Source organism: Coprococcus sp. AF21-14LB (assembly GCF_003458885.1).
In the GTDB taxonomy this organism is placed as follows: domain Bacteria; phylum Bacillota; class Clostridia; order Lachnospirales; family Lachnospiraceae; genus UBA9414.
Map to the genome: position 1 here is coordinate 13,369 of NZ_QRVX01000008.1, position 14,481 is coordinate 27,849.

Below are 14,481 nucleotides of genomic sequence, written 5' to 3' on the forward strand. Positions count from 1 at the left end.
CCTCTCGTTTACTCTCTTACTTTCCTGCAGCCCGCATCATTTTAATTGCAGATTTCAGAACCTTCTCACCATTCATCATTCCGTAATCTCCGGAATCAATTACAGCAATCGGAATTCCTGTCTTTTCATATTCTTTTACTGTCTGGTCATACAGATATTTCACCTGCGGTCCAAGTAAAATGCAATCCGGATGTTTTGATGCAATAATCTCTCCGATCTGCTCATGAGGAAATGCTGCAACTTCCATATCCAATTCATGTGAATTAGCAACTTCCTGCATCTTAGCAGCTAACATACTCGTTGACATTCCTGCACTACAAAATAAATATACTTTCTTCATATCATTTTCCTCTCTTTTACGCTTCTTTTGCTTCTAAAATGGAAATGCGTTTATAAGTATCAATCAATTCTACTGCCAGAATCTTACATGTCTCTGCTGCCATTAACTGGTCTTCTGCATGGATCAGCAGTAAATTCGGTGTCTCTGTCATATCTCCGGCAGCTTCCTTCTGGATTAGATCTGCATGTGCTTTATGTGCCTGCAGAAATACATTGCTTCCTTCTTTGATCATCTTCTCTGCTTCTTCATAGTTCCCTGCCTTTGCTGTATGGATTGCCCCCATATACGAGCTTTTCGCTTCTCCTGCAAAAGAAATGATCTGAAAACAAATAAGTTCCAGTCCTTCCATTTTCCATCCTCCTCTCTTCCGCTTTTTAACTCTTTCTTAAAGTATAACTCATATTCATTTATTATCTTCCACTTCTTCTTCCTAGTATTAGGAAATACGCTACAATTTAGGAAAAGGATATATTTACAATAATGTATCTACAAAACTCTGATAATCCTGCACCTCCACAAGTCTGGCAAATTTTTCAGAATCAGAAACGACATCGTCAAGCCAGTCAAAAAAGATCTTTAAGAAATTTCGATTTTCTTCTGTGATTGCAAGCAAAAAGACAAACCTCACTTCATAGTTCCCCCATTTGACAGGGCGCTTTAAAATTGCGGTACTGATTGCCGAATGTATTGTCGCCTTATGAGACATATTATGCGGAATGGCGAATCCATGAAAAAACGAAGTCGGAGAAAGACTTTCTCTTTTTAAAACTCCCTCTTTAAAATCTTTTTTTACATATCCGCGGGCATATAGGCGGTCACACATAACAGATATAATTTCTTCCGGCTGTTCTTCCGTCATATCGACGGTAAAGAAATCCTTTCTGATAAGATTTAAAATAAAAAACTGAAAATTATTTTTATATCGAATCTGATCCATCCGATTTAAAGTCTGGAATACAACAGCTTCATCCTTATAGTCAAAAAACATAGATATTTCGGCTGTTATAATATCGAGCGAATGTACTACCGACTGTGTCGCAAGAATAAAATCCGGTCTTTTTTCAAGTATGTCAGATTCTTCAAAATAACTCATACAATCGATCATTTCAATCCGGTCATTAAATCGATTCATAATCTTCTGTACACAAAGCTCTTTTACCGTCCTATTATGAGGACAGATCAGAATACCTCTGTACTTTCTCCTTAAATTCGCCCGTTCATATGCAGAGCCAATATGAAGCGCAATGAAAGAAATCTCATTTTCGCTGATAATGATCTGCAGATAATCTTCCATAATCTTACATACCCACACACCCATCTCAAATATCAATGGGTATTTTCTCTTCACTTCTTCCAGACATGTATTATCAATCTCCACATGTTCATAATGCCTCTTCAAAAGTGATACCATATGCAGCTCCAATCCAAGCCTGAATTCTTTATCTTCACTAAAATCAATGTCAAAATGTTCCTTAATTTCAATGATGATATGTTCTACCAAATCAGAAACAAATTCTTCCATCTGTTCTTTTTCAAAATAATTTTTCTTATTTCCCTGCTTCAAATACACTGCAAAATCCGAAACTTCTGTTTCCACAATATTCAAAGTCAATCTCCGGCTGAGTTTATCAAAAAATTTTCTGGAAATTTCATATTCCGGAAGGTTTTTCACTTCTTCCTCTCTGCTTTCCTTCTCCAAAAAATGATACGAAAAATTTCTTTCCAAAATGATTCCGATATGAATCAATAAAAATGGTACTCTTCTATCACTGATTTCATAGTGAGCCTCTTCCAAAATCTCTTTCAGAACTTCCTTTACTTTTAAGAGATCAAACTTTTTAAAATTTTCCGCTATCTTATTCAAATTCAGCAAATTGCCACTCATATGAAACAAAATCAATTCTTCATAAAGATGTCTTTTCTCTCGTTCTTCCCCAACAAGCTGCAGCATATTATTTTGGCGAACAATCTTTAACTCCGGATAATTTTCCAGCAATCTGCGGATTTTGTTCACATCATTTTCAAGAGAAAATTCTGAAATACACATCTGTTCTGACAATTCATAGAAATTTACCTGACTGCTTTCCAACAACATTTTGAGAAGATACCGCCTGCGCTCCTCTCCTGTTTCCGGAAGTGTTTCTTTTCTGTCCTCAATCGTTCCTTTCACTTTGCTTTCCTGAATTCGATATCCTTTTCGAAGATTCGATTCAATTACCGTTTCCCTGTAAAATTCATTAATTGATGCAATATCATTTCGAATCGTGCGGTCCGAGACATTCAAAAGTCTTGCAAGATCTTTTCCTACAATCCAGTCTCTCTGCTTATTCATAAGCGTTACAATCATTTGTTGTCTTTTTGTCAGCATGGGGGTTCCTCCCGTTTTTCTCTCGTCGTTCTTACCTAATATATATCATATCGGCTGACACTTTCGCTGTCAATCTATCGGCTTTTTTACTACACAATCCACCGATTTTTTTACTGCCAAAATGACTGCGCATCTGATATACTACTAAAAAAATCTATTTTACGCGAAAGGAACTGCCATGGAACACTACAATAGCAAACCTTAAAACTAATCTATCACACAGAAGCTCCCGACAGCTATGAAGGATGGGAAAATGGTCTCTTCCTCTTGGCAATGGCGGAATTGGCGCAAGTATTTTCGGCGGCATTATGCGCGAACGAATCCAGTTAAATGAAAAATCTCTCTGGTCCGGCGGACCATCCAGACGAAGACCGGAGTATCAGGGCGGAAATCTTCCTGAAAAAGGGCGAAATGGAGAAACACTCCATGAAATTCAAAATCTTTTTCTTTCCGGAAAGATTGATAAAGCCCGCAAACTCTGTGATGAACTCACCGGACTTTTTGATGAAGAAGGGGCTTGCGGATATGGCTTTTTTCTAAGCTATGCCAATATGTATCTGGATTTTTCGCAGCCTGATCCTGCCCATGTAACGAATTATACAAGATCTCTTGATCTGGACACTGCCCTTTGCAGCATATCCTTTGACTGTGACGGAGTTCACTATACAAGAGAAAGCTTTATCAGTTACCCGGACAACGTACTTGTCACAAAACTATCCTCCGATCATCCTGACGGACTGGATGTGAACGTTTCTGTAATTCCTGACAATACTCCGGGTGATTCCTGCTGTCCGATCGCCCCGATTGCCTATCAGCGCCACTGGAAAACCTCTGTAAAAAATGGATGTATTTCCATTAACGGAATATTAGATGATAATGACCTAAAATTCTGTTCTCACACCCAGATTCTGACAGACGAAGGAGAATGTCTGTCACTGCCGGAATATGTATCGGTCAAACGGGCAAAATCCATATTTCTGATTACCTCCATTGGAACAGATTATAAGAACGACTATCCTGTTTACCGTACAGGAGAACCTTCTGCCTGGCTTGAAGCGCGTATTCTCTCTTATGTGAACCGCGCTGCTGATTTTATACAGCATGATTCCTATGAGAAACTTAAACTAAGACATGTTACTGATTACTCTAATCTTTTCCACAGAGTCCGGCTGGAATTAGGAAAACAATCCACATCCCGCCATGAAATATGCACAGCGCAGGGGGAAAAAGCATGGGAACTCTCAACAGATACATTACTGGAAGCTTATCGTCAGCATACGGCCTCCGACGATGCACAGCGTTATCTGGAAACACTCCTTTTCCAATATGGACGCTATCTGACGATTGCCTCCTCAAGAGAGACGCCTCCTGATGATCCTTATCGTGAAACCTTGCCTTCTAACTTACAGGGAATCTGGGCCGGTGCAAATAATTCTATCTGGCATGCAGATTATCACTTGAATGTAAATCTGCAGATGAATTACTGGCCTGTTTATAATACAAATCTGGCTGAGTGTGGGAAGCCGCTCATCCGATACACCGATTCTCTGCGGGCTCCGGGCAGGGTAACTGCCGCCATTTATTCCGGAATTGCAAGTACAGAAGCACATCCGGAAAATGGTTTCATGGCACATACCCAAAATACACCTTATGGCTGGACTTGTCCCGGCTGGATCTTTGACTGGGGCTGGTCTCCGGCTGTTGTGCCGTGGCTCTTACAGAATTGTTGGGAATATTATGAATACACAAACGATATCGAATATCTTCGAGAATACATTTATCCAATGATGAAAGAAGAGGCCATTCTCTATGACCAGCTTCTTGTAGAAGATCCTGACGGACACTTAATCTCTGCCCCATCTTTTTCTCCGGAACACGGGCCTCGCACTGCCGGAAATACTTATGAACATACACTGATCTGGCAGCTCTACCACAATGTAATCCGGGCAGCCCGCATCCTCAAAACTGACGATGCACTTACAGCCGTCTGGGAAGATCATATGAAACGGTTAAAAGGTCCGATTGAGATTGGTTCTGATGGACAGATTAAAGAATGGTATGAAGAAACACTTGTAAATACTCTTGGACAAGGATTTGAACATCGGCATATTTCACATTTGCTTGGCGTTTATCCGGGAACTCTGATTTCTTTAGACACCCCGGAATTTCTGGAGGCCGCAGCAATTTCCATGAACTGCCGGACAGACGAAAGCACCGGCTGGGGAATGGGACAGCGCATCAACACATGGGCGCGGCTCCATGACGGAAACCGCGCCCACAAACTTATTACTGATCTGCTGAAAACAGGAATTATGACGAATCTCTGGGATACGCATCCTCCATTTCAGATTGACGGCAACTTTGCCCTAACTGCGGGAGTCGCAGAAATGCTTCTCCAAAGCCACCTTGACTGTATCGATCTTCTTCCGGCACTGCCGGATGCATGGAAATGCGGTCAGGTCAGCGGACTCGCTGCCCGTGGTAATCTGCGCATTTCTATGTGCTGGGAAGAGGGACAATTACAGGAAGCCACTATCTTCTCTAATAACGGTGGTCCGGTGCTGCTTCGTGTTCCAGACGGCTATTCTCTCTATGTATCCCGTCAGGATCAGCAGCCGGTTCCTGTTTTCAGCGCCGGCAATGGAAAAGAAGGATTTCAAAGTGACTCCGGTATTTCATACTGCTGCCGTTTTCTCGGCCGGTAGATCTCAGATCCAATGGCTCCCGCGACAATGATAACTGCACCTAATATCTGCAGTCCTGTCATATGCTCACGAAAGACAATAAATCCTACTAACGTCCCTACTACAACTTCCAGTGCGGACAAAATACTTGTCGTGGTAGCCTCTACATACTGAGTTGATTTCACACAGGCAACATTTGCCACCATCGTACAAAGAATTCCGATGCCAAACAAATCCACAATCAGATTTAGCATCGGTGTCTGTGTCAGATGTGCAATGGCTGCCTGTGGTTTCATTCCAAATGCCAGTACAAATGCACCTCCGAGAAATCCATACACAAGAAGCGTATCTCTCTCATAATTTTTCGCAAAAAACTTTGGAAGCAGAATCTGAAGCGCTACTCCAATCCCATTGATCACACCTGCCAAAAGACCAATGGCGTCCAGCTTCAGATTCCCTGTTCCGATCAGGTTCGCTACAAGCACTGCCCCGATCAGGCAAATGCCGATCGTAACCATTTTACTTTTCTCAAGTTTCTCCCGAAACATTACTCTTCCAAGAATTGCCACCCAGATCGGACTCATAAACATCAGTACCGTTGCCACCCCAACAGGAATTCGGGATACTGCCACACTATAGCTGACAAAACTAATACTATAGGCAACTGCCCCATATAAAATACAGATGCCAAGACCTCTCACATCAATTTTAAGCGCCGACGGCTTTGTAACAAGCAAAAACAAAAAATACGCTGCCCCTGCAAGAACGCACCGAAAGAAAGAGATCTCAATCGTTGAAAAATGATACTGTGACAAATCGCGCACAAATACTCCCATAATCCCCCACATTACCGCAGTAATCACTGCGAGCGTGATTCCTTTACTGCGATTATTCATGGCATTTACCTCTTTCATAAATCATCTGATCTTCTTTCACTGTCATCATTACCTGAACTTCTGCCAGCATTTCCGGATCTACTTCCAGAGGATTTTTATCAAGCACTGCAAAGTCAGCAAGTTTTCCGACATAGATTGTTCCCTTTCTATCTTCTTCATGGTATTGGTAAGCGCCATAACTTGTAACTGCCTTCAGCGCCTCCAGCACCGAAATTCTCTGTTCTTTCCCGATATCTTGTCCGGTTCTTGAAATCCGGTTCACTGCACAGGAAACCGTTCTCATCATATCCGGTGGAACAACCGGGCTATCCTGATGAAAAGTAAATTTCATACCGCAATCAACCGCATCCTTTGCCGGTGAAATCCTGCTGCCCCGCTCTATCCCAAAGTTCTTTAAATGGATATCGCCCCAATAGTAAGTATGTGCCACAAAGAAGCTCGGCATCATTCCCAGTTTCGCCATGCGCTGAAGCTGCTCTCTTCTCACAAGCTGGGCATGTACCATTACCGCACGATAAGTATCCTGACTCTTCTCTGATGCAAGTACCTTTTCAAATCCGGTAATATACTGCTCTGCTGCGGCGTCTCCGTTACAGTGTGCCAGAAGCTGCTGCTTTTTCTCAAGTGCAGTCCGAATGTAAGATTCCAGCACTTCATCACTGTGGATCGGATAACCACAGTAAGATTCTTCGCCAACGTACGGTTCCAGCATCCACGCTGTTTTTCCCTGTGGAGAACCGTCCAGAAAAATCTTATATCCGCCCAGTTTCAAATGTTTATGATATTTTCTATCGTACTCCGGCATTTCATCCGGTAGCTCTGCTGCCGTCATAATATCCACATAACCGACGATATCCAGCTTAAGAATCCCCATATCCGATGCAGTTTTCAACAGTTGAAAAAGCGGGCGGGCTACCATTCCATCCTGTACTGTTGTAATTCCATAGCTGGCATACAATTTCTGAGCCTCCCGGAAAAGATTCATCAGCTCTTCCACTGATGTCATCGGCAGTTTTGACTGAAATTCCAGAAATACTTTCTCCTCCATATATCCATTCGGAGTGCTTGTTCCTTCCACTCTTCCGTAACGTCCGTCTGCCCGGTCCTCTGCTGTCTCATCGATTCCCTGAAGTTCCAGACCTTTGCTGTTTGTAACCCCCATATGAGAAGAAGCGTGAATCAACAGCACCGGATTGGTATCACTGATCTGATCCAAAATAAACCGATCCGGATGCTTTCCTTCTGCAAGAAAATTATGATCATAATTGCAGCCAACGATCCACGCATCATCAGACAGTTTTCGCTTTTCCTTAAAATTCTTCATCTCTCGGATAATATCTGCAAAACTATTACAAAGCGACAGATCACACTGCGTCATTGCGTTTGCCGTTCCGGCAAAATGAGAATGGCCGTCAATTAGTCCCGGTAACATTGTTTTCCCTTCCAGATCAATGATACGGTCCCCTTCACTCCGAAGTTTCAGCAATTCTTCTTTCGTTCCCACCGCCTGTATGATACCATTTTCTGTGCAGACCGCTTCTGCATACAAATTATTTTCTTCCATTGTTAAAATGGTTCCATTTATATAAAAAGTTTTCATAAACTCTCCTTTCTTTTTTCTATAATTTACTTATGTTTCTGACAATGTCCGCCCTGCCGGTGGCTCGTTTCATTTTCATAATAATCTGTACTGTTGTTTTCATCTATTGACAACTCATCAATCATATTTCTGATTTCCCGCATTGTCATATGATGAATATCATCAACGGTAATATCCGGATTAACTTCCTTCAGCTCCAGATAAGCTTTATATTTTCCGCAGGAAAGTCCGGATTCATGAGCATTTTCTACTTCCTCAGAGTGTGCATAATAACAATAAGTATTATGTTTTTCTTCTGTATAAGACTGTAAGTTAGACAGTACCTTCTCCGATTGTGTATTCCCGCTTCCGATAACAGCAATTGTCATTATTTCATCTTTTTCTAATAAAGATATAATATCTTCACTTCTGAATATTTGATTCATAGCTTCCGAATAATCTTTAAATTTAACATTCAGTGTTTTTATTAACTCTTGCCCGTCAGCATTGTAACTTTCAAGTGAAATAATTTTATCAAAACGATTTATCTCCAGTTCTATCGATGGATTGATATCGATACTAATTTCTACTGTAGGTGTAAAGTAAAGCCAGTGTCCGCCTATGAACAGCAGCACCGCACATGCAAACACAGATACAAGATATTTATAATTTCCAGTTCTTACTTTACTATATCCATTTGTTTTTTGGAAGATAAATTCTTTTGTTTTTTCTTTTAGTTCATTTTCCGCCTGTATTTGCTCAAATGCTTCTTTTATCTTACCATTCATATTCGTCACCTCCCAGTTTCTCCCGAAGCATTTTCTTAGAACGAGTCAGAAGCGTATAAATTGTATTTACCTTTTTTCCTAAAATGTGACTAATTTCAGGAGCAGTATAACCTTCATAATAATGTAAATATACAACATCCCTATATTTCTGTGGAAGTGATATTACTGCTTCCAAAACTTCTTTATGTTCTTCTTGCATTTCTGCAGGTTTTTCTAAAATTTCATCCAACGATGTTGTATGACTGTGAAAAAAATTTTTCAGCAGATCTTTACAGGCATTAATTGTAACACGGATAAACCAGGACTTCTCATGTTCTTTATTTTCAAAGCAAATAGAACTAAGGACATATTTCAAAAATACTGTTTGAAATATGTCCTCGGTATCAGCATAATTCTTTAAATGTATCATGCAGAGCCTTCGAACAATGTCAGAATACTGCTCGATTGCCCTGCTTACCTCTTCCTCACTCCGCATAGAATATCACCTGTTACCTGTTATGACAGCCACCAAAACATCTTCTTCGTCTTGCCCTGTAGTTATCGCAAACTCCATTATAATCCGCGTCTGCAAAATACTTTCCATATCCTGCTTCACTTATAATACGACTGACAGACTGATATCCGTTCATATTTTTTATTTTCATTTTGATTATAGCATATCAGTTTAAGCAAGGAGACAATTTTTCTAATTATATTTCCACAATCTTTCTGCCGCCGGCGCCCAGTTGTCTGCATACTCAACACATTTATCACACAAATGATCTACACTTTCCGGCGACTGAAGGTCGGTAGAAACTGCTCCGGTACGATGAATCATTTCCCTTAGTTTTTCCGGATTTTCCAACATCGGACATGGACGCAAATGATTTTCATTAAACGGCTGTCCATTATGATACGCCATAAAAACAGGTGACTGCAGACATTCTAATAATGACTTTTCCCGGATATTCGAATCAGAATAATGTACAAATACACAAGGGTCTACATCGCCATTGGCATTGATATGAAGATACCTTCTTCCGCCGGCAATACAACCGCCAACATATTCCCCATCATTCTGAAAATCCATCGCAAAAATCGGTTTTGTTCTTCTAATCTCACGAATTCTGTGATACATAAATTCTCTCTGCTCCGGATTCGGCAGAAGTTCCGGTACTGCATCGTTTCCTACCGGCATATAGTGAAAATACCATACAAATTTTGCTCCCCATTTTATCATTTGATCCACAAATTCGAATGAACTGATAGAATCTAAATTCTGACTTGTATAACAGCATGAAATTCCAAATGGAAGACGTTTTTCCTTTAACAGCTCCATTGCTTTTACCACTTTCCGGTAAGTTCCATTTCCTCTTCTTCCATCCGTTGCTGATTCGAATCCCTCAACACTGATAGCCGGAATAAAGTTCTTAACCCGAAGCATTTCATTTGCAAATTCCTCATCGATCAATGTTGCATTTGTAAAACTCAAAAACTGACAGTCATGGTGTTTTCTGCATAAGGTAATTAGGTCTTTTTTTTCTTACAAGCGGTTCTCCCCCTGTGTAAATATACATATAAATGCCAAGCTCTTTTCCCTGCATGATAACAGAATCAATATCTTCTATCGTCAGATTCAGTTTATTTCCATATTCAGCAGCCCAGCATCCCGTACAGTGAAGATTGCATGCAGAAGTTGGATCAAGAAGAATCGCCCACGGTATATTACATCCGTATTTCTTTCTGCTTTCCTCCTGCTTCGGCCAACCGACAATATTGGCATTAAAGAAGAAATTTTCCAACGTCGCTTTCATTACTTCTTTATCAATATCTTTGAATATACTCATAATTAATTGATACATATTGTTCTCAGGATCTGCTAATACATTGCGAAATGCGGCTCTTTGCGTTGGAAAGCTGTTAGGTCCCTCCCCCGCAAATTTATCTACCAAATCCATTAATTTGTGAACATTTTTTTCTGGATCTTTTTCTAAATAATCAAACGCTTTTTTCAATGTTGCTCTTTTCAACTCATTTGTAAATCCCATACCAAAGTCTCCTTCTTATTTTTCTTTTCTGTGCTGCTCATTTTCTTTTCCGTAAATTTCAATTGTATAATCTCTTCGAAATGTGTTAACCGTATTCTGTACTACATACAAATTCATAACCCCATATGCCAAAATCGTTAATCCGATTACTCTGATAATTAATCTTGTCCCACGCAGCGGCGCTGCTGCCAGTAAACCGCCGATCACTGCCGTTATAAGTCCAATGATAAGTATAAGCCACCAACTCTTCATTCCTATTTGCCGTGCATCAATTGCTGTCTGAATTTTCAGTAATGCTTCCATTAGCATAAATAATCCAAGACAGATTGTGAGAATCCGTATCATATCTTTTGTCCACATAAGCATCAAAATCCCTATTACAATCGATACAATTCCCATCGCCAGATCATGCTGAAACGCCAACTGCAGTAAATCTTTTGAAAAATATCCAATTACTTTAGCGATACCGATGCCGATAAATAATATTCCTCCAATCTTATATATCCACTGTATTCCAATCTTTGGATATATCATTAAAAAAATTCCATACAGAAGCAGCATAAAAGATACAATACTATATACGATCTTTACCTTTTTCAAGACTTTCACCTGATCACCTTCTTTCTCTTCTCTTATCCGATGCCAACACCATATCTGAAAAATGATTAAAAAAATACAGACAAAACACTGATTTCATCTGTATTTCATACATTTTCAGTTTTTTGTCTGCAAATTTTAGTTTTTTAAAAGTTTTATCTTCTCCTTAAATTATCTTTACAGAAAGATTTTTTTTGATACAATAAAAGAAAATACGGATTTTCTATGAGAAATGGAAGTGACTCAAAATGTACACCTATGAAGAATTAAAAGAGTTCGTGGATCATTGTCACAGATGCCCGCTTTGTCAGACCCGTACCCGCTCTGTTATGGGACAGGGCAACCTGCATGGAGAAATTCTTTTCATTGCAGAAGCCCCAGGCTACAATGAAGACCGGGACGGTGTTCCCTTTACCGGAAAATCAGGCGAATTATTTGATCGATTATTAGATGAGATTGGAATGAAACGCGAAGAAATCTACCTCACAAACATTGTGAAATGCCATCCGCCCGGAAACAGAGATCCTTATCCGGAAGAACAGGAAGCCTGCATCCCATATCTAAAGTATGAAACTGCACTTCTTCGCCCAAAGATTATTGTATGTCTTGGAAGAATTGCAGCACAGCGAGTCATACGGCCGGATTATCGGATTACAAAAGAACACGGTATGTTTCTTGAACGAAAAAACACCTGGCTGACTGCTGTTTATCATCCATCCGCTGTACTTCGGGATCCGGCAAAACTGCCCCTAATCCAGGAAGACTTTCGTAAAATCAGGGAATTGCAGAAACAATTGACTTCTTTCCCAAATAATTAAAATCATCACGGAGGCGTTATTATGTTTCAAAAATTAGTCGCTGTTGAACAGCTAAACCTTGTACCTCATGCAAATGAAGAAATTGCAAAGCGAGCTCTTGAATATGTTCACTATGAAGATATACCGGAAACAGAAGAAGAAGTTATCCGGCGTGCAAAAGATGCAGATGCAATTTTAGTAAATCTTACAACCCAGATTACGGCAAATATCATCGAACATTGTCCAAAGCTGCGTTATATCGGAATGTGCTGCAGTCTGTATGATGAGAATAGTGCAAGTGTCGATATCCGTTGTGCAAGAAAGCATAATATCATTGTAAAAGGTGTAAATGATTATGGTGATAACGGCGTAGGCGAATATGTTGTGGCAGAATTATCCTCACTTTTACACGGATTTCATGGTAAACGCTGGGATGAACGTTCCTTCGAACTTACCGGTTTTCCTGTTGGAATCATCGGCATGGGTGCGACTGGAAAAACCGTAGCAAAAGCCTTGCATTTTTTCGGTGCAGATCTTACCTACTACAGTCGAAGCAGAAAGCCGGAGATAGAAGAAATGGGAATTTCTTATATGCCATTAGACGCTCTTTTAGAAAAGAATTACTGCATCTGCACATGTCTCAATAAATTTGTCACACTATTAAATAAACCTGAATTTGAAAAACTGGGAAACCATAAAATTCTTTTTAATACCGGTCTCACACCAGCCAGTGATCTGAATGCACTAAAACAATGGTTATCTCATGGAGACAATTATTACTATTGCGACAGCAATATGGCATTAGGCGATCAAAGTCTGAGAAACTATGAACATGTAAGCTGTTTCGGTGGATATTCTGGTGGATCTTATCAGGCAATTGAGCGCTTAACAGAGAAAACGCTTCAAAATATGGATGCGTTTTTAAAAGAGGATTAAGATTAATTGCATTACATAATGTGGCAACAAATTCAATAGAGCTCGTATCAAAAACTATAAATTCTGATACGAGCTCTATTTTTTATATTTCAACAACAATTCTTATCTACTATTTGTTTATAGTAAGAATCACAATTTCACTATTACTTCCAATCCGCATAGGCATTTGAAAAAACCCCACTCCGGAAGAGACTATACTTTGTGTATCATTCTCTTTAAAATATCCATAATATCCTTGTTTTCCATATGCAAGTCTGGTAAATATATTTGCCGGAAAAAACTGTCCTTTATGAGTATGACCACATAAAACCAAATCCATATGGTTTTCTACTGCTTCTTTTATTCCCAGTGGATTATGATCAATAACAATTTTCAGTTTTTTCTTGTCAAATTCCTCTTTTTCTAATCCTGAAATAATATCTTTTAATGATTTTCTGTCCGGATTTGTTGTCACGTCATCTCTTCCAATAATAATACAGGAATCTGCCATTTCAACTTCGTCTATCAATAAATCAATCTCCGCCTTTTGATAAAAATTTTGCATTACTGCAGAACATGAACCTGGATCATGATTTCCCAATACAGCATAAATTTTTCCTTTCGGTCTCAGTTTTCTAAGAACTTCCGCTATTTTAGCTTTATCACAATAATCAAAAGCTTCTACATCAAACATATCTCCTGCAATTATAATCTTATCTGCGTGTATACGATTTACCATAGATACCATCTTCTCTAATTGCTTCAAATTCACAAAGGTTCCAACATGAATATCACTTAAAAGAACTATCGTTTCCTTTTTTGTATAGTGCTCGATTGAAAACTTGTATTCTTTTAAATATATTTTTTTTGCATGTACAAATCCGTAGCAAGTAAGAATCATCGAACTTATCATCGGAATTATATACCATTTATCCTCCGGAATCCGGAACAACACATCTGCAATATCATAAACCCACAGAGCTAATACAAGATATAATAAAAAACAAACAATTATGCTGCATATTTCATAGAAATTTCTTGTAACTTTTTTCTCTTTTCCACACTTCAGATATAAAAACATATATCCTAAAAGTACTACCAAAACGAGAAAAATTTCCAAAGTAAAATCATAAGCAAAAACGCTCTTTAGCATTTTTCCCATACGATCTGATACATAAAAAATCGACAGTACAGAAAATATGCCAAAAAGATATTCAAACATTTTTCCGCGAATAAATTTCCCAAAATATTTCATTTGCTCGCACACTTCCTTTTTAGTAAAATTGTTTATTTTCTTCCATAGGATTTATTATATGCGATTTTATAAAAAAGGCAAATGAAATATTATTTCTAATTCAGCTTCATTCCATCTTTGAAGGCTTCGCCCACACGCTCAGTTACTTTATAATATCCGTGCGTATACGGATTAAATGTGATATTATAAGAAACATTATGAAATAAGATAAAAATAAAAAATCTTATGAAAGGAA

13 protein-coding genes and 1 pseudogene are annotated in these 14,481 nt (G+C 39.1%); 3 read left to right on the forward strand and 11 right to left on the reverse strand.

Features of this window, described 5'->3' with window-relative positions; all coding sequences use genetic code 11:
* Positions 1 to 16: 16 nt before the first annotated feature.
* From DWX73_RS03120 to DWX73_RS03130, 3 genes are all read right to left on the reverse strand, one after another.
* A complete protein-coding gene (locus DWX73_RS03120) occupies positions 17 to 340 on the reverse strand; it encodes a PTS sugar transporter subunit IIB (protein ID WP_118346816.1) in 324 nt (107 codons plus the stop codon).
* A 16-nt stretch (positions 341 to 356) separates the two neighbouring features.
* Complete coding sequence (locus DWX73_RS03125; RefSeq protein ID WP_118346818.1) at positions 357 to 689, reverse strand: PTS lactose/cellobiose transporter subunit IIA; 333 nt, start codon at positions 687 to 689, stop codon at positions 357 to 359.
* A 123-nt stretch (positions 690 to 812) separates the two neighbouring features.
* The gene (locus DWX73_RS03130) at positions 813 to 2,708 is read right to left on the reverse strand and encodes a BglG family transcription antiterminator (RefSeq protein WP_118346821.1); all 1,896 of its coding nucleotides are present in this window, start codon (positions 2,706 to 2,708) and stop codon (positions 813 to 815) included.
* A gap of 245 nt (positions 2,709 to 2,953) precedes the next feature.
* Here DWX73_RS03130 and DWX73_RS03135 point away from each other — a divergent pair, with 245 nt between their 5' ends.
* The gene (locus DWX73_RS03135; protein ID WP_242996580.1) at positions 2,954 to 5,413 is read left to right on the forward strand and encodes a glycosyl hydrolase family 95 catalytic domain-containing protein; all 2,460 of its coding nucleotides are present in this window, start codon (positions 2,954 to 2,956) and stop codon (positions 5,411 to 5,413) included.
* On the opposite strand, the gene DWX73_RS03140 is transcribed toward DWX73_RS03135, so the two are convergent.
* The 7 genes and pseudogenes from DWX73_RS03140 to DWX73_RS03165 all read right to left on the reverse strand — a co-directional run bounded on the left by DWX73_RS03140 (position 5,365) and on the right by DWX73_RS03165 (position 11,282).
* Entirely contained in the window at positions 5,365 to 6,288 is a 924-nt protein-coding gene (locus DWX73_RS03140; protein WP_118346823.1) for a DMT family transporter, read from the reverse strand. The two genes, DWX73_RS03135 and DWX73_RS03140, sit on opposite strands and share 49 nt — an antisense overlap.
* Positions 6,281 to 7,888, reverse strand: coding sequence for an amidohydrolase (locus DWX73_RS03145; RefSeq protein WP_118346825.1), 1,608 nt, complete (start codon positions 7,886 to 7,888; stop codon positions 6,281 to 6,283). Before DWX73_RS03145 ends, DWX73_RS03140 begins: the two co-directional genes overlap by 8 nt.
* 26 nt (positions 7,889 to 7,914) lie before the next feature.
* A complete protein-coding gene (locus DWX73_RS03150) occupies positions 7,915 to 8,655 on the reverse strand; it encodes an anti-sigma-I factor RsgI family protein (RefSeq protein ID WP_118346827.1) in 741 nt (246 codons plus the stop codon).
* Positions 8,645 to 9,130, reverse strand: a complete 486-nt coding sequence (locus DWX73_RS03155) for an RNA polymerase sigma factor (protein WP_118346829.1) — start codon at positions 9,128 to 9,130, stop codon at positions 8,645 to 8,647. Before DWX73_RS03155 ends, DWX73_RS03150 begins: the two co-directional genes overlap by 11 nt.
* A gap of 13 nt (positions 9,131 to 9,143) precedes the next feature.
* Positions 9,144 to 9,284, reverse strand: coding sequence for a hypothetical protein (locus DWX73_RS13500; RefSeq protein ID WP_158556817.1), 141 nt, complete (start codon positions 9,282 to 9,284; stop codon positions 9,144 to 9,146).
* Positions 9,285 to 9,340: 56 nt separating this feature from the next.
* Positions 9,341 to 10,682: pseudogene (locus tag DWX73_RS15440) on the reverse strand (radical SAM protein).
* A 15-nt stretch (positions 10,683 to 10,697) separates the two neighbouring features.
* The gene (locus tag DWX73_RS03165; protein ID WP_147334770.1) at positions 10,698 to 11,282 is read right to left on the reverse strand and encodes an HdeD family acid-resistance protein; all 585 of its coding nucleotides are present in this window, start codon (positions 11,280 to 11,282) and stop codon (positions 10,698 to 10,700) included.
* A gap of 245 nt (positions 11,283 to 11,527) precedes the next feature.
* On the opposite strand from DWX73_RS03165, the gene DWX73_RS03170 reads away from it, so the two are divergent.
* Positions 11,528 to 12,097, forward strand: coding sequence for a uracil-DNA glycosylase (locus DWX73_RS03170; RefSeq protein WP_118346833.1), 570 nt, complete (start codon positions 11,528 to 11,530; stop codon positions 12,095 to 12,097).
* A gap of 21 nt (positions 12,098 to 12,118) precedes the next feature.
* Positions 12,119 to 13,012, forward strand: a complete 894-nt coding sequence (locus DWX73_RS03175) for an NAD(P)-dependent oxidoreductase (RefSeq protein WP_118346835.1) — start codon at positions 12,119 to 12,121, stop codon at positions 13,010 to 13,012.
* Between the two features lie 109 nt (positions 13,013 to 13,121).
* On the opposite strand, the gene DWX73_RS03180 is transcribed toward DWX73_RS03175, so the two are convergent.
* Positions 13,122 to 14,246: a metallophosphoesterase gene (locus tag DWX73_RS03180; RefSeq protein WP_199413526.1), complete on the reverse strand. Its 1,125-nt coding sequence runs from the start codon at positions 14,244 to 14,246 to the stop codon at positions 13,122 to 13,124.
* Positions 14,247 to 14,481: the final 235 nt, after the last annotated feature.

Bases quoted from the DNA above. Each gene is read 5' to 3' on its own strand.
- DWX73_RS03120 (WP_118346816.1), bottom strand. From the start codon at position 340: ATGAAGAAAGTATATTTATTTTGTAGTGCAGGAATGTCAACGAGTATG.
- DWX73_RS03125 (WP_118346818.1), bottom strand. From the start codon at position 689: ATGGAAGGACTGGAACTTATTTGTTTTCAGATCATTTCTTTTGCAGGA.
- DWX73_RS03130 (WP_118346821.1), bottom strand. From the start codon at position 2,708: ATGCTGACAAAAAGACAACAAATGATTGTAACGCTTATGAATAAGCAG.
- DWX73_RS03135 (WP_242996580.1), top strand. From the start codon at position 2,954: ATGGGAAAATGGTCTCTTCCTCTTGGCAATGGCGGAATTGGCGCAAGT.
- DWX73_RS03140 (WP_118346823.1), bottom strand. From the start codon at position 6,288: ATGAATAATCGCAGTAAAGGAATCACGCTCGCAGTGATTACTGCGGTA.
- DWX73_RS03145 (WP_118346825.1), bottom strand. From the start codon at position 7,888: ATGAAAACTTTTTATATAAATGGAACCATTTTAACAATGGAAGAAAAT.
- DWX73_RS03150 (WP_118346827.1), bottom strand. From the start codon at position 8,655: ATGAATGGTAAGATAAAAGAAGCATTTGAGCAAATACAGGCGGAAAAT.
- DWX73_RS03155 (WP_118346829.1), bottom strand. From the start codon at position 9,130: ATGCGGAGTGAGGAAGAGGTAAGCAGGGCAATCGAGCAGTATTCTGAC.
- DWX73_RS13500 (WP_158556817.1), bottom strand. From the start codon at position 9,284: ATGAACGGATATCAGTCTGTCAGTCGTATTATAAGTGAAGCAGGATAT.
- DWX73_RS03170 (WP_118346833.1), top strand. From the start codon at position 11,528: ATGTACACCTATGAAGAATTAAAAGAGTTCGTGGATCATTGTCACAGA.
- DWX73_RS03175 (WP_118346835.1), top strand. From the start codon at position 12,119: ATGTTTCAAAAATTAGTCGCTGTTGAACAGCTAAACCTTGTACCTCAT.
- DWX73_RS03180 (WP_199413526.1), bottom strand. From the start codon at position 14,246: ATGAAATATTTTGGGAAATTTATTCGCGGAAAAATGTTTGAATATCTT.